General features: G+C 68.5%; 15 protein-coding genes. 8 read left to right on the top strand and 7 right to left on the bottom strand.

The window, feature by feature from the left end; translation table 11 throughout:
* Nucleotides 1–21: 21 nt before the first annotated feature.
* Complete coding sequence (locus tag ACL02O_RS29555; RefSeq protein WP_412821458.1) at nucleotides 22–648, bottom strand: carboxymuconolactone decarboxylase family protein; 627 nt, start codon at nucleotides 646–648, stop codon at nucleotides 22–24.
* Nucleotides 649–740: 92 nt separating this feature from the next.
* Complete coding sequence (gene tnpA / locus ACL02O_RS29550; RefSeq protein ID WP_412821457.1) at nucleotides 741–1,151, bottom strand: IS200/IS605 family transposase; 411 nt, start codon at nucleotides 1,149–1,151, stop codon at nucleotides 741–743.
* 36 nt (nucleotides 1,152–1,187) lie between these two features.
* Between tnpA and ACL02O_RS29545 the strand changes: the two genes are divergently transcribed.
* Nucleotides 1,188–2,342, top strand: a complete 1,155-nt coding sequence (locus ACL02O_RS29545; RefSeq protein WP_412821456.1) for an RNA-guided endonuclease InsQ/TnpB family protein — start codon at nucleotides 1,188–1,190, stop codon at nucleotides 2,340–2,342.
* A 26-nt stretch (nucleotides 2,343–2,368) separates the two neighbouring features.
* Here the strand turns inward: ACL02O_RS29545 and ACL02O_RS29540 are convergent, their stop codons facing one another.
* The 4 genes from ACL02O_RS29540 to ACL02O_RS29525 are packed head-to-tail and all read right to left on the bottom strand — an operon-like array spanning nucleotide 2,369 to nucleotide 6,178.
* Nucleotides 2,369–4,510, bottom strand: a complete 2,142-nt coding sequence (locus ACL02O_RS29540) for a xanthine dehydrogenase family protein molybdopterin-binding subunit (RefSeq protein WP_412821455.1) — start codon at nucleotides 4,508–4,510, stop codon at nucleotides 2,369–2,371.
* Nucleotides 4,507–4,974: a (2Fe-2S)-binding protein gene (locus tag ACL02O_RS29535; protein WP_412821454.1), complete on the bottom strand. Its 468-nt coding sequence runs from the start codon at nucleotides 4,972–4,974 to the stop codon at nucleotides 4,507–4,509. Before ACL02O_RS29535 ends, ACL02O_RS29540 begins: the two co-directional genes overlap by 4 nt.
* Nucleotides 4,971–5,669, bottom strand: a complete 699-nt coding sequence (locus ACL02O_RS29530; RefSeq protein WP_412821453.1) for a GntR family transcriptional regulator — start codon at nucleotides 5,667–5,669, stop codon at nucleotides 4,971–4,973. Before ACL02O_RS29530 ends, ACL02O_RS29535 begins: the two co-directional genes overlap by 4 nt.
* The gene (locus ACL02O_RS29525; protein WP_412821452.1) at nucleotides 5,666–6,178 is read right to left on the bottom strand and encodes a VOC family protein; all 513 of its coding nucleotides are present in this window, start codon (nucleotides 6,176–6,178) and stop codon (nucleotides 5,666–5,668) included. Before ACL02O_RS29525 ends, ACL02O_RS29530 begins: the two co-directional genes overlap by 4 nt.
* 136 nt (nucleotides 6,179–6,314) lie before the next feature.
* Here ACL02O_RS29525 and ACL02O_RS29520 point away from each other — a divergent pair, with 136 nt between their 5' ends.
* On the top strand, nucleotides 6,315–8,492 hold the full coding sequence (locus ACL02O_RS29520; RefSeq protein WP_412821451.1) for an alpha-ketoacid dehydrogenase subunit alpha/beta: 2,178 nt from the start codon (nucleotides 6,315–6,317) through the stop codon (nucleotides 8,490–8,492).
* Between the two features lie 2 nt (nucleotides 8,493–8,494).
* Entirely contained in the window at nucleotides 8,495–9,808 is a 1,314-nt protein-coding gene (locus ACL02O_RS29515; RefSeq protein WP_412821450.1) for a dihydrolipoamide acetyltransferase family protein, read from the top strand.
* A 5-nt stretch (nucleotides 9,809–9,813) separates the two neighbouring features.
* Here ACL02O_RS29515 and ACL02O_RS29510 read toward each other — a convergent pair whose 3' ends face one another.
* Complete coding sequence (locus tag ACL02O_RS29510; protein ID WP_412821449.1) at nucleotides 9,814–11,391, bottom strand: phytoene desaturase family protein; 1,578 nt, start codon at nucleotides 11,389–11,391, stop codon at nucleotides 9,814–9,816.
* A 160-nt stretch (nucleotides 11,392–11,551) separates the two neighbouring features.
* Here ACL02O_RS29510 and ACL02O_RS29505 point away from each other — a divergent pair, with 160 nt between their 5' ends.
* The 5 genes from ACL02O_RS29505 (at nucleotide 11,552) to ACL02O_RS29485 (ending at nucleotide 17,930) form a co-directional block, all read left to right on the top strand.
* Nucleotides 11,552–12,790 carry an ABC transporter substrate-binding protein gene (locus ACL02O_RS29505; RefSeq protein WP_412821448.1) on the top strand — a complete coding sequence of 413 codons (1,239 nt, stop codon included), beginning with the start codon at nucleotides 11,552–11,554 and terminating at the stop codon, nucleotides 12,788–12,790.
* Nucleotides 12,697–13,674, top strand: a complete 978-nt coding sequence (locus ACL02O_RS29500; RefSeq protein WP_412821447.1) for a branched-chain amino acid ABC transporter permease — start codon at nucleotides 12,697–12,699, stop codon at nucleotides 13,672–13,674. Before ACL02O_RS29505 ends, ACL02O_RS29500 begins: the two co-directional genes overlap by 94 nt.
* Nucleotides 13,671–15,506 (top strand): branched-chain amino acid ABC transporter ATP-binding protein/permease, encoded by a 1,836-nt coding sequence (locus ACL02O_RS29495; RefSeq protein ID WP_412821446.1) that lies wholly within the window; start codon nucleotides 13,671–13,673, stop codon nucleotides 15,504–15,506. Before ACL02O_RS29500 ends, ACL02O_RS29495 begins: the two co-directional genes overlap by 4 nt.
* Complete coding sequence (locus ACL02O_RS29490) at nucleotides 15,506–16,282, top strand: ABC transporter ATP-binding protein (protein WP_412821445.1); 777 nt, start codon at nucleotides 15,506–15,508, stop codon at nucleotides 16,280–16,282. The genes ACL02O_RS29495 and ACL02O_RS29490 overlap by 1 nt, the downstream gene beginning before the upstream one ends.
* A gap of 1,390 nt (nucleotides 16,283–17,672) precedes the next feature.
* Complete coding sequence (locus ACL02O_RS29485; protein ID WP_412821444.1) at nucleotides 17,673–17,930, top strand: hypothetical protein; 258 nt, start codon at nucleotides 17,673–17,675, stop codon at nucleotides 17,928–17,930.
* Nucleotides 17,931–17,955 lie beyond the last annotated feature (25 nt).

Below are 17,955 nucleotides of genomic sequence, written 5' to 3'. Positions count from 1 at the left end.
ATGGGTCCCGGGCTGCAGCTGCTACCGCCTCGCCCAGTAGTCGTCGCGCGCCTTGCTCGCCGCCAGTTCCTCCGCGGTGCGGAAGCCCGGCGCCATCGACGCGCCGGTGCCGGCCATATATTGATGATGATCGATGCCGAGCAGTCGGATCCAGCTCTGCTGCCCGAACGTCAGGGCGATGAAGCAGCCGAGCTCCACGAGCTCCGGCTCCGTGAAGTGCTCACGGAGACGCCCCCAGAACTTGTCGAGGTCCTCCTCCCCCCAGGCGATCGCCTGCGCGTAGGCGAGGGCGGCCTTCTGCCGCTCGTCGTACTTGTCGGAGGACTCGAAGTTGAGGAGGTCGTCGTACTTCGCCTCCGCCAGGCCCGCGGCGGCAGCCTTGGCGGAGCGCTGGTTGCCGCAGAACTCGCACTTCACGGTCCGTGAGATGTAGACCCGGCACAGGTCCTTGATCGCGTGGTCACACACGCCGCTGTGGAACAGCGCCTTCCACGAGTCGGCGAAGGCCCAGAACGCGTTCGGCGCGTGGGCGCGTACCGCGGAGCTCTCCGGACGCGGGGTGCCCTCGCGAGCGCAGCGGTGCATCTCCTCCTGCATCCGCTCGTCCATCTGCTCCAGCGGCACGTAGCTGAGGTACGGGTCGGCCATAGTGGTACTCCTTTTTCTGGGTGGGCGGAGCTTCCGCAGTGAATAGTGAATAAGGCGGGAACCCCGGCCGTTTACGGCCGAGAGGAACGCCGTCACGGATCTGGACGTTGCTGGTTCCCGATGTACTCCTTGACCACGTCCAGTGGGGCACCGCCGCACGAGGCGGCGAAGTACGACGGCGACCACAGGTGGCCTCCCCACAGATACCGACTGAGGTGGGACGGGAACTCCTGCCGTAGATACCGGGCCGAGACACCCTTGAGCGAGTCGACCAACTTCGACAATGCCGCGGCTGGCGGGTAGTGCACGAGCAGGTGGACGTGGTCGTCTTCGCCGTTGAACTCGCGCAGCTGCGCGCCGAAGTCTTCGCACGCCTTGGACATGACCTGCTGGCAGCGGGTGAGGATCAGGTCGGTGAAGGCGCCGCGCCGGTACTTGGTTGTGAAGACCAAGTACACGTGTGACGCTGCGCCCTCTGCGTACGTCTGGGTCTTGGAGTCCATCGAGGTGACATAGACAATGGCGATGTGAGGTTGGTCGTGCAGGTGAAGCTGCTGCCGACTCCGGAGCAGGCGTCCGCGCTGACGGCGACTCTGCGCGCCTGCAACGAGGCGGCCTCCGATGTGGCGCAGATGGCCCGCGATATCGGCTGCTACCGCAGCTACGACCTGCGCCGGCACGCCTACCATGGCATCAAGACCGACTTCCGGCTCGGGGCGCAGGCCGCGCAGCACGTCATTAAAAAGGTCGCCGACGCTTACACCACCCTGCATGCCAACATTAAGGCCGGTACCTACGGCAAGCCAGGGTCGCCGCGGCGGCGGCGGGTCGAGGCGACGCCGGTCCGATTCCGCTGGGACGCCGCGCAGCCGTACGACGCCAGGATGCTGTCGTGGCAGTCGGACGCGCGCACGGTGTCGATCTGGACGATCGACGGACGGTTGAAGGGCGTCGCCTACACCGGTTCGCCTGACCAGCTCAAGGCCGTGGCCGAGTTGCCCGTCGGGGAATCCGACCTCGTGTACCGCGACGGCATGTGGTTTCTGTACGCCACCGTCGAGGTTGCCGAGGCTGATCCGGTCGAACCGCAGGGGTTCCTTGGCGTGGATCTCGGCGTGGTGAACATCGCCACCGACTCCGACGGGCGCATGTACACCGGGGAGAAGTTGAACCGCTACCGTCGGCGGCAGCTGCGACTGCGCGCCCGTCTGCACGCCAAGGGCACCAAGTCCGCGCGGCGGCTGCTGGCCCGGCGCAAGCGCAAGGAAGCGCGGCATGCCACCGACACCAACCATGTGATCTCGAAAAGCATCGTGGCCGAGGCCGCACGCACCTCGCGCGGGATCGCCGTCGAGCAGTTGACGGGGATCCGGCAGAGGGTACGGCTGCGCAAGCCCCAACGGGCCGTGGTGCATTCGTGGGCGTTCGCCCAGCTCGGCTCCTTCCTGACCTACAAGGCCCGCCGGGCCGGTGTCGCTGTTGTCCAGGTCGACCCGGCGTACACCTCGCAGACGTGTGCGCAGTGTGGTCACCGGGACAAGCGGAACCGGCCCGACCAGGCCACCTTCATCTGCCGGTCGTGCGGGGTCGTTGCCCACGCCGACCGGAATGCGGCCGTCAACATCGCCCAGCGCGGTGTGGACGGCTGGGGCGCAGTCAATCGCCCACACGCGGCACCTCGTTGCACCCAGTAGCGGGGTTGATCCGCAAGCCCGCCCATTCATGGGCGGGTAGTTGACTCGGTCTGTGACTCGATGGCTGCGATGACGGCCTCGGTCGTGATGGGTAGGTCACGGACGCGAACGCCGAGGGCGCTCGCGACCGCGTTGCCGATGGCTGCTGCGGTGGGGCCCTGGGCCGCCTCGCCGGCGCCGACGGACGGCAGATCGGGCCGGTCGACCAGGTGTACGTCGACCTCCGGCGCCTCGCTGAACCGCAGGATCGGATAGGTCTCCCAGTCGACGCTGGTCACCCGTCGCCGGTCGAAGCGCACCCGCTCCTTGAGCGTCCAGCTCGTGGCCTGGGTGGCGCCACCCTGGATCTGGTTGCGGACGCCGTCCGGGTTGATGACCCGGCCGACGTCGACCGCGACGGTCAGCTTGCGGACGACGACACGCTCCTCGGCCTCGACGTCCACGACCACCGCGCAGTAGGCGCCCCGGTCCTTGTACCGGGCGAGGCCGATGCCGCGCCCACGTCCCTCGGGAACCGGCGTGCCCCATCGGGCGACCCTCGCTGCGGCCTCCAGGACCGCCCGCGCCCGGTCGTCCTGGAGGTGGCGGAGCCGGAAGCTGAGCGGGTCCTCCTCGCACGTCGCGGCGAGCTCGTCCATGAAAGACTCGATGCTGAACACGTTCATGAAGGCCCCGAGCGCGCGCAGCGCGGAGGACCGGATCGGGGTCTCGACGAGACGATGTCCGGTGATCCGCCGCGCGCCTACGGTGTAGATCGGAACGGCGCTGCGGGTGGTGCCGCCACCGGCGGTCAGGGGCGGGTCGTCGGCGACCGGGCTGGGCAGCGGTCGCTCCAGGTAGGCGCCGGCCAGCAGGCCGGGAGTTCCCCGGTAGCCGGGCCGGGCCGTGTGCCCCTGGCCGTACACGTCGTAGGTCCACCCGGCGACCTGCCCCGCCTCGGAGAGCTCCGCCGCCACCTCGGCCACCATGGCCGATCCGAAGGGCGACCAGCCGAGCTCGTCCTGTCGGGTCCACTGGACCAGGACGGGCACGCCCGGCACCGCGCGCGCGAGCAGGACGGCGTCGAAGGCCGCGTCGTCTGCGCCGTTGTGGCCGTAGCAGCCGGCGTTCTCGGCGTGCTCCACGGTGACCTTCTCGGCGTCGAGCCCGAGCGCCTGGGCGATGGCGTCGCGGAGCTTGTGGATGCCCTGGCTGTGGCTCCACACGAAGAGCCGTCCGCCGCGGTCCCACCGCGCGACGCCGCAGCTCGTGCCGATGGACGCGTGCGCCAGGAAGGGCCGGCTGTACCGTGCCGCCACCCGACGGGTGGGTGTGGTGACGCCGATGTCCTCCGTTAGAACCGGGATGTTCTCGTGCGGGCCGCGCAGCAGGAAGGCGCTCATGTCGGACTCGTCCGGCAGCGTGTCCTGCTCGTCCCACTCGGTCGCGTCGCGGAGGCGCTCTGCGGCGCGCGCGACCTGGAACTCGTCCGGGCCCACCACACCGAGGAAGGAACCGTCCCGGACCACCTGCAGCTCAGCGCGCCCGGCGAGCACGTCACCTACGGCGGTGAGCCGCGCCCCCGGGGACGGTGGCCGCACCACGCGGCCGAACAGCATGCCGGGCAGCCTGAGGTCACTGATGTAGCGGGGTCGGCCGGCCACTTTGTCGGGCAGGTCCATCCGCGGCGCGCTGGTGCCGACCAGCCGCATGTCGACGGTGCTCGTCATCGCGACACCGGCGTCCACGTCGCGGTCGAGGTCGACCGAGCCGGCCAGCTCGGCGTACGACGTTCGCCGCTCGTTCTTTCGGCAGCTGAACGTTCCGTCCTCGACGGCCACGTCCGCCGGTTCGACCCCCCAGCGCCGGGCCGCCTCGGCTACGAAGAGCGCCCGCGCGTGCGCCGCAACGAGCCGGACAGCCGGGGCGGCGTCGAAGATCGAGGTGCTTCCCGCCGTGAGTCCCTCGTCCGGGCCGAGGCCGGTGTGCGCGGGAACCGGTTCGATGCAGGTGAGCGGTACGGCGAGCTCCTCGGCGGCCACCTGCGCGAGGGCGGTCAGGATCCCCTGGCCGAGCTCGACCTTCCCGACCCTCAGGCCGATGCGGCCGTCCGCGGTGACGCCGATCCACTGGGACAGTCGCGGGTTGGCGGCGAGGTCCCGGGGCAGACCGTGGTCGGTCAGCGTCATGACCCGGCTTCACCCGCCTTCACCACCGCGTCGACGATCCGGCGCTGGACCCCGCAGCGGCAGAGGTTCCGGTCCAGGGCCTGCGCCACCTGCTCAGCCGATGGGTGCGGGTTGTCCTCCAGCAGCGCCGCGGCGTGCACCGCGATGCCGGAGATGCAGAAGCCGCACTGTGCGGCCTGCTCGTCGAGCAGCGCCTGCTGCACGGGGTGCAGCTGCCCGTCCGACCCGAGCCCCTCGACGGTCACGACTGATCGGCCGTTCACGGACCACAGGGGCGTGTCGCAGGACGGTACGACGTTGCCGTCGACGCGGACGAAGCAGGCGCCGCACAGGCCCAAGCCGCAGCCGAACCGGCTGCCCCTGAGGTTCAGGTGGTTGCGCAGCAGCGACAGCAGCGTCGTGTCCGGATCGGCCTCGACCGTGACCGGCTTGCTGTTGACGGTGAAGCGGAAGGTGCTGGTCATCGCCGCTCTCCGTCGAACACCTCGGGGTGCCGCTGCAGCTCGATCCGGGTACGCCGGATGTGCCCACCCAGGTAGCGCTCCGCGTCCACGGTGTCGCGGCGCTCGATCGCGTCCAGCAGGAGCCGGTGCTCGGCGTTGACCACCCACATCCGGCCCGGTCCGCTGAGCGTCATGAACGCGTGGCGGTAGTGCTGGGTAGAGTTCCACAGCCTGGTCACCATGCCGGTCAGCTGCTCGATGCCGCAACCGGTGTAGGTGAGCAGGTGGAACTCGCGGTCCAGCGCGAGGAACGACCGCATATCGATGTCGGCCTCGATCCGGCTCTGGATCTCCGCGAGCCGCTCCAGCTCCGCGGCCTCCAGGTGGGGGATGCTCTCGCTCAGCGCCAGCGGCTCCAGCCGCTCGCGCATCTGGTAGATCACGTCCACCTCGTGCATGGAGAGCTTGGGCACGCGTGCCCCCTTGTGCGGCTCGTGCTCGGTGAGCCCCTCGGCCTCCAGGATCCGGAGGGCCTCGCGGACCGGCAGCCGGCTCGCACCGAGGCGCTCGGCCACCTCCTCCTGGCGAATCCGCTCGCCTGGGGCGATGTCTCCGTTCAGGATCGCCGTGCGCAGGAAGGCGGCGACACGGGCGCTCGCCGCCCCGGTGGCGTTCGGCTCAGCGGGAGGGGCCGGCGCGATGATGCCCTCGGTCATGCCGTCGCCTCCTGCTCGGCACGTTCCCGGTCGAATGCCTTGCCGTTCGGGTAGCAGACCAACTCGAACTGCATCCCCCAGGGCGACAGGAAGTAGACCCAGCGGTTGCCCTCCGCCGGACCCTTGCTCGCCGTCGGTCCGCCCAGCACCCGGACCCCGTGCCGCACCAGGTGCGCGATGGCTTCGTCGAGGTCGTCGACGTACAAGGCGACGTGGTGGCCGCCGACGTCGCTGTTGCGGGGAATCGCGTTCCGCTGGTCCGGCGAGGTGTAGGAGAAGACCTCGAACACTGCCTGCTCTCCGCAGCGGAAGAACCGGTTCTCCACCACCTCTGCCCGCGGGTGCACGTTCAGGTGCTCGGTCATCCAGTCGTCGTCAGCGCTCCGGAAGGGGCCGAGCGAGTAGAGGTATTCACAGCCGAGTACGTCGACGAGGAAGTGCGTCGCCTCCTCGAGGTCCGGCACGGTGAAGCCGACGTGGTCCAGTCGACGCAGCCCGGGCAATCCCACTTTGGATCCCTTCCTTCCACATCTCCTGTGTCTCCGATACTGAATCACGTGCAAGCCCTATGTCCAGCGTCCAGCAGGATCTGGATTTGGATCCAAAGCTGTGCCAGTCTGTCGCCAGACACCAGAGGAGGCGGAGATGACCGACCACAGGAAGCTGGAGCCCGCAGCGCCGTGGGTCGAGCTCGTGGTGACCGCGGAGGACTGGGACGCCGCTGAGCCCGCGTTGCTCACCACAATGCTCAGCCAGCTGGTGCTGATCCGTACCTTCGAGGAGACGGTGCTCGAGCTGGCGGGGGCAGGTCTGATCCATGGGCCGGCGCACTCGAGCATCGGTCAGGAGGCTGGCGCGGTCGGCTCCGCGCTGCCCCTCACCAGCCAGGACGCGGTGAACGGCTCCCACCGCGGCCACCACCAGTTCCTCGCGAAGGCGCTGAACCACGTCGCGCCCAAGGGGCTCGACCCAACCAAGGAGCTGACCGACGAGATCCGTGAGGTGCTGCTGCGCACGCTGGCCGAGATCTGCGGGCTGGACCGCGGCTTCAGCCACGGCCGCGGCGGCTCCATGCACCTGCAGTGGAAGGAAGCCGGCGCGATGGGCACGAACGCCATCGTGGGCGGCGGCGTGCCGCAGGCGGCCGGGTTCGCCTGGGCTCACCGGCAGGCCGGCACGGACGCGGTCTCGGTCACCTACTTCGGTGACGGAGCCGTCAACATCGGCTCGACGCTGGAGACCTTCAACCTGGCGGCCGCCTGGAAGCTGCCGGTCTGCTTCTTCATCGAGAACAACCAGTACGCCGTCTCCACCGGCGTGTTCGAGGCCACCGGCGAGCCCCGGCTCTCCGGTCGTGGGCCGGGGTTCAACATCGCCAGCTGGAAGGTCGACGGGATGGACCCGCTGGCCGTCTACCTGGCGATGAAGGAGGCGGTCGCGCACATGCGGGCCGGTAACGGGCCCACGATCATCGAGGCCGACACCTACCGGTACTTCCACCAGAACGGCGGCTTTCCGGGAAGCGCCTTCGGCTACCGCAGCAAGGCGGAGGAGAAGCGCTGGCGCGACCGCGACCCGATCAAGCAGCTGTCCGCCCAGCTGCTCCGGCGCGGCATCATGACGCAACCCGAGATCGACGACGTCGTGGCCCGCGCCAGGAAGGCCATGGCCGACACCACCGATGTCCTGCTCGAGCCCGTGCCCGGTGGGAAGCCGGGCCAGCGCCGGATCAAGGACAGCGAGTGGCCCGACCCGGCGTTCGTCGACGTCGGCGTGCGGGGCGACCTGAGCGAGTTCGACGAGGCTCCGCTGGCCGACGTGGATTCGTTCACCGGGGCGCTCGCCGAACAGAAGTTCATCGACGCCGTCGCCGGTGTCATGACCCGCCGGATGGAGACCGACGCCTCCGTCGTAGTGATGGGCGAGGACGTGCACCGGCTCAACGGCGGCACCAACGGCGCCACCCGGGGGCTCAAGGAGCGGTTCCCCGACCGGGTGCTCGGTACCCCGATCAGCGAGAACGCGTTCGCGGGACTTGGCGGCGGCATCGCCCTCGACGGCCGCTTCAAGCCGGTGGTGGAGTTCATGTACGCCGACTTCATGTGGGTGGCGGCCGACCAGCTGTTCAACCAGATCGGCAAGGCCCGGCACATGTTCGGAGGCACCGGCGATATGCCGTTCGTGCTCCGCAGCAAGGTCGCCATGGGCACCGGCTACGGCTCCCAGCACTCGATGGACCCGGCCGGAATCTTCGTCACCGCTCCCGGCTGGCGGATCGTGGCGCCCACGACGCCGTTCGACTACGTGGGCCTGATGAACAGTGCCCTGCGGTGCAAGGACCCGGTCGTCGTCCTCGAGCACGTCGACCTCTACGCCTCCACCGGCCTCGGCCCCGTCGACGACCTGGATTACTGCCTGCCGGTCGGCAAGGCAGCCGTCCAGCGCAGTGGCTCCGACGTCACGGTCATCTCCTACCTCGCGATGGTCCGCTACGTGCTCGAAGCCGTCGAGCAGGTCGACATCGACGCCGAGGTGGTGGACCTTCGCTGGCTCGACCGGGCGAGCCTCGACTGGGACACCGTGGGCGAGAGTATCAAGAAGACCAACAACGTGCTGATCGCCGAACAGGGAGCGGTCGGTACGTCGTACGGCGGCTGGCTCGCCGACGAGATCCACCGGCGGTTCTTCGACTGGCTCGACCAGCCGGTGCAACGGGTCACGGGCGGGCAGGCCTCACCGAGTATCAGCAAGGTGCTGGAACGGGCCGCGATCGCCCGGACCGATGAGGTCGTGGCGAAGCTGACAGAGATGGCGAGGTACTGAACATGGCCAGACTGTTGCGCATGCCCGGAATCGCGGCGAACGCCACCGAGGCGATCCTGCAGGACTGGACGGTGGAGGAGAGGACCGCGTTCTCGGCACGGGATTCGATCGCCACTGTGGAGACTGAGAAGGCGCTGGTCGACATCGAGGCCGATGCCGACGGGATGGTCCTCAAGCGACTGGTCGCGCCAGGGTCGAAGGTCGACGTCGGGGCTCCCATCGCCGTGCTGGGCGACCCGGGCGAGCAGGTCAGCGACCTCGAGGTGCTTCTGACGGAGCTCGGGATCGGCTCCGCAGACGCAGCCGGGCCGGTCGCTGAGCCGGCGGCTCGCGTCGACCCCGAGGGCGGCACGGCGAACACCGGTGCCGGCGCCCTGCCCGAACCAGCGCCGGCCGACCAGCTGACGACGCCCAACGGCGAGCACCGGGCTCGGATCTTCACCAGCCCGCTCGCCCGGCGCCTCGCCCGGGAGGCGGGCCTGGCCACCGAGACGATCCGCGGGACCGGTCCCGGGGGCCGCATCCTCCGACGGGACGTGGAAGCGGTCCTTGCCGAACGGATGAATGCCCGGTCCGACGAACCGTTGCGAGCGCCGGCGGAGCAGCTGTCGACAGGGCCTGCGGTGGCGGTTTCTGGCGGCTTCACGGAGATCCCGCACTCGAGGATGCGGCGCGCCATCGCGACTCGGCTCACCGAAAGCAAGCAGAGCACCCCGCACTTCTACCTCCGCGCGACCATCGACGTGCGCCGGCTGGTGAAGTTCCGCGCAGAGCTCAACGACGGTGCCGACGTGAAGCTGTCGCTCAACGATCTCGTGGTTACGGCGGTCGGCCGGGCCCACGCCCTCGTGCCGGAGATGAACGTGACCTGGTCGCCGGACGCGGTCCGTCAGTATGCCGCCGTGGACGTCTCGGTCGCGGTCGCCACCGAGCGCGGGCTGCTGACCCCGGTCGTGCGAGGCGTGGAATCCATGACGGTGACGGAGGTGTCCCGCGCGACCCGCGAGCTCGCCGAGCGAGCCCGCAACGGCAGGCTCCGCCAGGAGGAGCTGGAGGGCGGAACGATCAGCGTGACGAACCTCGGGATGTTCGGAACGGAGGAGTTCGCGGCGATCATCAACCCGCCGCAGGCGGCGATTCTCGCGGTCGGCGCGGTCCGCGAGGAGCCGGTCGCACGCCAGGGGAAGCTGCGGGTGCGACCAGTCATGCGCGTGACGCTGTCCGTCGACCACCGGCCGGTGGACGGCGTCGTGGCGGCGAGGTGGATGGAGGCGTTGGTGGGATTGCTCGAAAGGCCCCTGCGGATGCTGGCCTGAGCCGGCTACGTCGGCCCCATCACCGTGGCCGGGTCGATGCCGAGCGCGGACAGGACGGCCCGAGCCGCATTGCGCCCGGGCCGTCCGGAGACCGAGCCGCCGGGATGAGTCGTGGCGCCGGTGAGGAAGAGGCCGGGCACCGACGTGGTGTACGTCGGCCAGCCCGGGATGACGCCTCCATCGGGGGTGACGAACTCCCCGCCGTGACAGGATCCGCAGGCGTTGTGGCGATTGTGCCGCGCCACGTCCACGGGCGACTCCGCGCGCAGCGCCAGGATGTCGTCCGGCGCGAGCCCGTCGACTCGACGGCGCACCCGCTCCACGAGCGCGTCGGCGTACTCCTCCTTGGCGTCGGCCCAGTCCCGTCCGTCCGCGAGCGCGTACGGCGCGATGGTGAGGATCTTGAAGGTCGCCTGGCCCTCGGGCGCCCGGCTCGGGTCGACGGCGCTCTGCCCGACGACGAGAAGCCAAGGGTCCCGGGCTTTGGCTTCACCGCGGTGGTGCGCATCGATCTGGGCCACCATCCCGTCGGTGCTGCCCAGCCCGGCCGCCGCCGAGCGAAGCGGCCCGCCCGTCGAGGCGTACTCCAGGTCCCGCCGCAGCGCTGCGTGCACCGCGAACACGCTGAGTCCGGGCCGCCACCGGTCACGCGCGTTCGCGAGGTCCCCCGGCGTTCCGGCGCCCTCGAGCATGTCCGCGAGGTTGGCCAAGTGGGCGCTGGAGACGATGGCCCGGCGCGCCTCGACACGCCGACCGTCGGTGGTTCGTACCGCTCGGGCCCGCCCCCGCGTCACCTCGATGCGGGCGACCCCGGCCGAGGTCACCACCCTTCCCCCGTGGTCTCGAATGAGCGCCGTCAAGGCGTCGGGAAGGGCCTGGGAGCCCCCGACTGGTGTCGCCCAACCGAAGCTCAGCCGGCCCGCCGTCAGGGACGAGGGGAGTACGCCTGTGCCGGGCCGCCGCGGGTCCTGGATCGTCGCCATCGAGAGCCAGAGCACGAACGAGCGGACTGCGGGATGGGCGAACCGCCGGTGCACCACGTCCCACGCGCTCTGCCGCCGAAGGTCCCGATAGCGGGATGCCGCCGCGCCGGCTCCCAGCGCCAGCCCGGAGCTCCAGCGGCCGTGCACCGCGGCAAGGCCGGCGCCCCACTCGGTCACCATCGCGGTGAACTCGCGGGCGTCCTGCCACGAGAACCGCGCGATCTCCGCCGCGGTCCCGTCCAGGTCGCGGTGCATCACCAGACTCGTGCCGTCGGGCTGGGGCAGCACCACCGCCGGGTCGGTGTGGAGGTACTTCAGCCCGTACGTCGCGAGCAACCCGATCTCGTCGTCCCGGATCATCGGATTGGACTGGATCAGCACGTGCGCACTCGAGCAGGAGTCGTGCGCGAACCCGGGCAGGGTCAGCTCCTCGGTGCGCGTGTTCCCGCCGAGCTGGTCGGCTGCTTCGAGGACGGCGACGTCGAGGCCGGCGCGCGCGAGGTAGGCCGCGCACACGAGCCCGTTATGCCCTGCGCCGATGACAACGACGTCGGCGACCTCCGACGCCAAGCCCCCCGCTCCGCTGTGGCCCACCACCATGCCGACCTCCTACCTCAGCGCCTTGAGGTTGTGCTGTCACCATGCCGGACTGTGCAAGCGATTGCAACGAAGATGGTCCGTGAAGATGCTTGACAGCGTGTGGCCGGCTTCACAAGACTGCATCGAGACCGCAATCGATTGCGGCTACCTAGGAGGAAGAATGGTGACTCCCGCGACCGGCCGTCGTGTACAGGCGGTAGCGCTCAGCACTCTCCTTGCGCTCGGACTAGCCGCCTGTGGTGGCGGTACAAGTAAGGACAGCGACAACACCGACGAACCGATCAAGATCGGTGCGTCGCTCCCGCTGACCGGTGAGTTCTCCCAGCCGGGCAAGGCCGCCAAGGAGGGCTACGAAGTCTGGCAGAAGATGATCAACGACAGCGGCGGTCTGCACGGCCGTAAGGTGGAGTTGGTCATCAAGGACGACGCGTCCAACCAGAACACCATCGTCGCGGACTACAACGCGCTGATCAGCCAGGACAAGGTCGACCTCCTGCTGGGGACGTTCTCCTCGCTGCTGAACCTCCCCGCGTCGGCCGTCGCCGAGCGCAACCAGATGCTCTACGTCGAGCCGGCCGGTGCCTCTCCGAAGATCTTCAGCCGCGGTTTCAAGTACGTCTTCTTCAGCCAGCAGGCGACCGCCGACAAGCAGGGCGAGGTGTTCGCCCACTGGATCGCCGGCCTGCCCGCGGACCAGCGCCCGAAGACCGCGGCCTACCCGACCATCGACGACCCGTTCGCGGTGCCTACGGTCGAGGGCATCAAGTCGATCCTCGAGAAGGCCGGGATCCAGACCGTGTACGAGCAGACGTACGCGATCGACACCAAGAACTTCGACACCATCGTGAACGCGATGAAGGCGAAGGCACCGGACCTGGTGGTGCACGGCGCGGTCTTTGAGGACGGGGTCGGCATGACCCGCGCGATGCTCAAGGCCAACTACAAGCCCCACTGGCTGTACCAGACGAGCACCCCCTCGAACGGTGACCAGTACGCCAACGCTGTGGGCATCCAGAACACCGAGGGCGTCATGTACGCCGTGAGCCACGCTCCCCAGGCGAACACCCCCGGAAACAAGGAGTTCGTGGCGAAGTACAAGGAGATGTACGGCGGTCTCCCGCCGGAGGACGCTGCCGACGCCTTCGCCGCGGGTCAGGTACTCAAGGCAGCCGTCGAGGCGGTCGGCAACGTCAAGGATCAGGCCGCCATGGCGGACTGGCTTCGTAAGAACAGCGTCGAGACGATCCTCGGTACGCTCAAGTGGAACGCCGACGGCAGCCCGATCGGTCAGTTCCTGATCGGCCAGTGGCAGAAGGGCAAGGTCGAGTTCGTCCTTCCCAAGGAGAGCGCGACCACCGACAACATCATCATGGGCTGGAAGCCGGGAGGCGCTGGCTGATGATCCAGTTCATCCAGAACCTGATCCTGGGCCTGCTCCTGGGCGGGGTCTACGCCCTCGTGGCAGGAGGCCTGACCCTGATCTTCGGGGTCATGCGAGTGATCAACATCGCCCACGGCGCGTTCCTGATCCTCGCAGCCTTCCTGACCTACACGTTGTGGAACGGGCTCGGTATCGACCCGCTGCTTGCCAGCCTCGTCACCACGCCGGTTGTCGGTGCCATCGGGTGGGTCACCTACAAGCTTGTGGTGGCGCCCATCCGGACGGCCCCGATGGCGTCGACGGTGCTCCTCACCTTCGGCCTGGCCCTGATCATCGAAGCGGCGCTGGGCACCATCTGGGGGAACAACTCCACCGCGATTCGGCCCGGCTACGCGGACGAGTCGTTCACGGTGGCAGGGCTGTTCCTGCCCAAGGCTGAGGTGTACGGCGGACTCGTGGCGGTGCTGGTTCTGGTGACGTTGGGTCTTGTGCTGACGAAGACCTGGCTCGGACGGGCGATCCGCGCCGCGGCCATCAACCCGGCCGGCGCCGAGCTGGTCGGGATCAAGGTGGCCGCGGTGGCGGCCCTCGTCTTCGCCCTCGGGATCGCCGCGGCGGGAGCGGGTGGAGCGATCGTCGGAGTGCTCTACCCGTTCGTCGCCGGCGCTCACTACCAGTGGATCGCGCGGCTGCTGGCGATCGTCGTGCTCGGAGGCATGGGAAGTGTGAACGGAGCGATCTTGGCAGCGGTGATGTTCGGTGTGGCGGAGACGCTGACCGCGGCATACGTCTCGCCCTCGTGGGCGACGGCCGTGCCCTACGCGATCGTCTTCGCCGTCCTGCTGATCCGTCCGCAAGGACTGCTCGGCACCCGGATGCGTGAGGATGCGGTGCCGGCGTGAACAAGTCTCTCAGCCTTCTGACCCAGCCCCTCCGGATCGGGCGCCTGCTGGTGGCAGTCGCCACCGTCCTGCTGCTGGCGTTCCCGCTGCTCACCGATGACGCCTTCTACCAGAACATGGTGATCCTGTCCCTGGTGTTCGCGATCGGCGCGAGCGGACTGAACATCATCACGGGCTTCGCCGGCTACGTCTCTCTCGGGCAAGGGGCCTTCATCGGCTTGGGCGGCTACACCATCGGCGTGCTCGCAGCCCGGTTCGAGTCGGTCTCCCCCTGGCTGTGGGTGGCGGCGGCGGGCCTCGTCGCCCCCGCCGTCGCCGTCGTGCTCGGTCTGGTCTCCCTGCGCTCGCGCGGACCATCGTTCGTCATCATCACGGTCGCGTTCCTGTTCCTGGTCCAGGTCATCGCGATCAACTGGGTGAGCCTGACCAACGGGACGGCCGGTCTGACCCTGCCGCTCCCGTCTTGGGGCCGGGACATCATCAACTGGCCGTTTTACTACGCCCTCATCGCCATCCTGGCGCTGCAGCTGCTGATGACGTGGTGGATCCGCCGGACCAAGCTCGGCATGGGGCTCATCGCGATCCGGGAGGACGAGACCAAGGCGGCGACGATCGGGATTAACCTGCCGGTCGAGAAGATGATCGCTTTCGTGGCGAGCACCGTCTTCGTCGGCATGGCCGGTGCCGTCTACGGCTACTACCTGACCTTCATCGACCCGCGCGGCATGTTCAGCATCCTGATCAGCGTGCAGCTCGTCCTGTCCCTGCTGGTCGGCGGGAAGGCGACGCTGTGGGGGCCGGTGCTCGGCGCGTTCCTGATCGAGCCCCTGAACGAGATCGCCAACAACGACTTCGGTGGGGGCAACGCGAGGCTGTACCTCTTCGGCGGTCTGCTCGTGCTCGTCGTGATCTTCCTGCCCAAGGGCATCCTGCCAGCCATCGAATCGCTGCTCCAGCGTCGTCGTACCGTCGGCAAGGCCGGACTGGTGGGAGCACGGATCGGCACCGGCGGAAGTTTCGCCTCCCTCACCGACCGGGTGCAGGTCGTGGACCGGACCGAGGCGGAGCCTCGGCCCCTCCTCGAGGTACGGGGTCTCCGGAAGCACTTCGGCGGTCTCAACGCCGTGGACGGCTGCTCGCTCGTGGTGCCGGAGGGCACGATCACGGGCCTGATCGGGCCCAACGGGTCCGGCAAGACCACCGTCTTCAACCTGATCGACAACACGATCACGGCTGACGCCGGCGAGATCATCTTCGCCGGTGAGCACATCGAGAAGCTGCCGTCCTGGGAGCGTGCGCACCGAGGGCTGGGACGCACGTTCCAGCTCACGCGGCTGTTCGGCGAGATGACGGTGCTCGAAAATGTGGTGGCCGCGCAGCGATCCTTCTCGTTCTCCCAGCTGGGCCGCATCGCGGTGAGCGGCAAGGAGGCCAAGGCGGCCGAGGAGCTGCTGGAGTTCGTCGGGATGCGCGCGTTCCGTGACCAGAAGGCGCACGCCCTCTCCTACGGGCAGCAGAAGCTCGTCGAGCTCGCTCAGGTGCTCATGCTCGACCCGAAGCTCATCCTGCTCGACGAGCCGGCCGGGGGCATCAACCCGGTGCTGATCGAGCGGATGGGCGAGATGATCCGCGAGCTGAACTCTTACGGGAAGACCTTCCTGATCGTGGAGCACAACATGCCGTTCGTCCTCGACCTGTGCGACCCGATCCATGTGCTGAGCCGTGGCGCGACCATGGCCAGTGGAACGGCCGCCCAGATCCAGACCGACCCAGCCGTGATCGACGCCTACCTGGGCGATGACTTCAAGGTGGCACAGGAGGTGGCGAACTGATGCTTCAGCTGAAAGGCGTGGTCGCCGGCTACGGCGGCGGCGACGTGCTGCAACGTGTCGACATCGAGGTGCAGAAAGGCGCCATCGCCTGCATCGTCGGGCCGAACGGTGCCGGGAAGTCCACCGTGCTTCGGACCGTCAGCGGATTGCTGACACCCCGCCTGGGGGAGATCACCCTCGCGGGAGAGCTGATCCATCACTGCTCTCCGTCGGAGATCCTCCAGCGGGGGATCTCCCAGGTGCCGCAGTCGAATGCCCTCTTCCCCAACCTCACCGTGAAGGAGAACGTCCTTCTCGGCGCGTACATCATCCGGCGGGACCGCTTTCTTGTCCGCAAGCGGTACGACCAGGTGTCGGAGCTCTTCCCGATCGTGGCGGACCGATGCAACGACAAGGCGGGCAACCTGTCGGGCGGCCAGCGGCGCATGGTGGAGTTCGCCCGTTCCTTGATGCTCGATCCGGTACTGCTGCTGCTCGACGAGCCGTCACTCGGCCTCGACCCGAAGGCGCTGCACACGTTGTTCGAGTCGGTCATGCTGCTGCGGGACAGCGGCAAGACGATCCTTATCGTGGAGCAGAATGTCCGCTTTGGCATGCGGATGGCCACCGACGGCATCGTGATGGAGAGCGGTCGGGTCGTCACACAGCGACCGGCCGCGGCGATCCTGGCCGACCCCGACATCGCGCAGATGTACTTCGGAGGCACCACAAGCCAGCACCACACGACGCCCTCAGTCGAGTCGGTGGAGACCCACCTCAGCGACCACGCCGGCTGACCACTGTCACCGGGAGGTGCTCCTGCCCTGTGCCGTTCAGAAGCCCGGCGCAAACGGGCTGACGTGCGCGTTTGTCCGTCGTGGGCGTCAATCCTGCGCCCAGAGGACAGGACCCACCTGAACCCAGTTCCGCACCGTGCAGGCCCAAGGGACCCTTGCCTGCGACTTCCTGCACGCCGACCATCGGCCTGACCCGCAGCTACATGTCCTTCCTCATGGAGGTGGCCACCCGGGCCCGGATGTCCGCCCGTCGGGGTGATCCCGTTCCTGATTTTCGATCAAGGACTTGAACAGCCCTTAACGAAAGGCCGAGGTCCGATCACGGTTTACCAAGTCAGACGCGAGGGGTAGCCTCCTGGAAAACTCTCAGTCCACGAGCCGATGAACGACATGCCACGAGACAGGCCTCCGGTATAAGCCCATTCCGATTAATCGTTTTGGTCCACGTTCAGAGGCCTCTGTTTAGGCCGCCAGGATTCGGGAGGTCTTTGATGGGGCCGGACGAAGGCGTTCCAAGCCGATGGATCACTTGGCCAGCTGGCGTAATCGCCGCGCTCGCTTGGGGGGCTGGTCGCCTTACGGCGATCGCCTTTCTTGACCTCATCTTCGTCGCCGCGGTCGCTTGGTTGGGCGGTTGGTTGCTGAGCGACTTTGCTTGCCGCTATCTCATCCGTCGCGGGGAGCTTGCACCGCAGGAGGGCGAAGACGAGTAGGCGGTCGACGAGCCACGACTGCGCCCACGGTGACGGAGCTGCCTCCTCGAAATGCTCGCCGAATCACCCGGTGACCGATCCGAAGACCTTGCTGTTCACTGGCCCTGGTAACACCGACCAGGTAAGCGAAATGGTGCCGAACAGGCGCAGCTCCCGTTGGGAACCGGGTTGTGTCGCTCCTCGGACACCACTTTTGGTGGAGTTCCACCGATCCTGAGTCGGGCTCGGTTCCGCACTGGTGCGCGGACGGCATACCTGCCGTAACCAATGATCACTGGCGTCGGCGAGCCGTATCTGGTACCCGGCGCACGGTGGCGTGTTGCCGGTTGGACCGGCCATGACACCAACCCGCCACCGCGACCGTGGGCCGCTCATCGGCGCGTTCATCCCTGTCCCGCTTCCCGGCAGACGGCGACCCCGTCCGGCGCCGATGCCGGCGCTGCCCGCACCACGCCAACCAGCGGCCGCCTCACCGGACGAGGTCCTGCTCGGGGTGGCTCGCGCGAACCGTCCCGGCCGGGTGACCGAACGCGGGCTGCTGGGCGCGCTTGGCTGGTCGCCGGGCCACCGCGTCGACATCCACCCGCACGACGGGATGCTTGTGATCCCTCGACCTGGCCGCCCACCTCGACGAACACGCCCGCGCCCGGGGCGCGGTCCTGCCCACCGACCCTCTGTTGCGCTACGGCAACGGGCGGCCGATCACCAGCGGCCGCTACGACCACCTGTGGAAACGCATCGGCCAGCAGTTGCCGTGGGTGGCGGCCCAGGGCATCTCCACACACTGGCTGCGCCACACCACCCTGAGCTGGGTCGAGGGCTCCGTTGCGTTGAGCGTTGGTAGAGTCGAGGCAGGCGGCGCCGTCCCCCGTTCAGACGCCGTGCAGCGCCTGGTCACCGTCACCCTGGCCGGGCTGACCGCCAGACGCCGGTAATTCGCCTCTGTCGCAGTCCAATTCC

The sequence above is a fragment of the Micromonospora mangrovicola genome (genome assembly GCF_047200535.1).
Classification (GTDB): Bacteria; Actinomycetota; Actinomycetes; order Mycobacteriales; family Micromonosporaceae; genus Micromonospora.
Note: the sequence above shows the minus strand (reverse complement) of the source record. Positions and strands in the feature narration are given on the sequence as shown.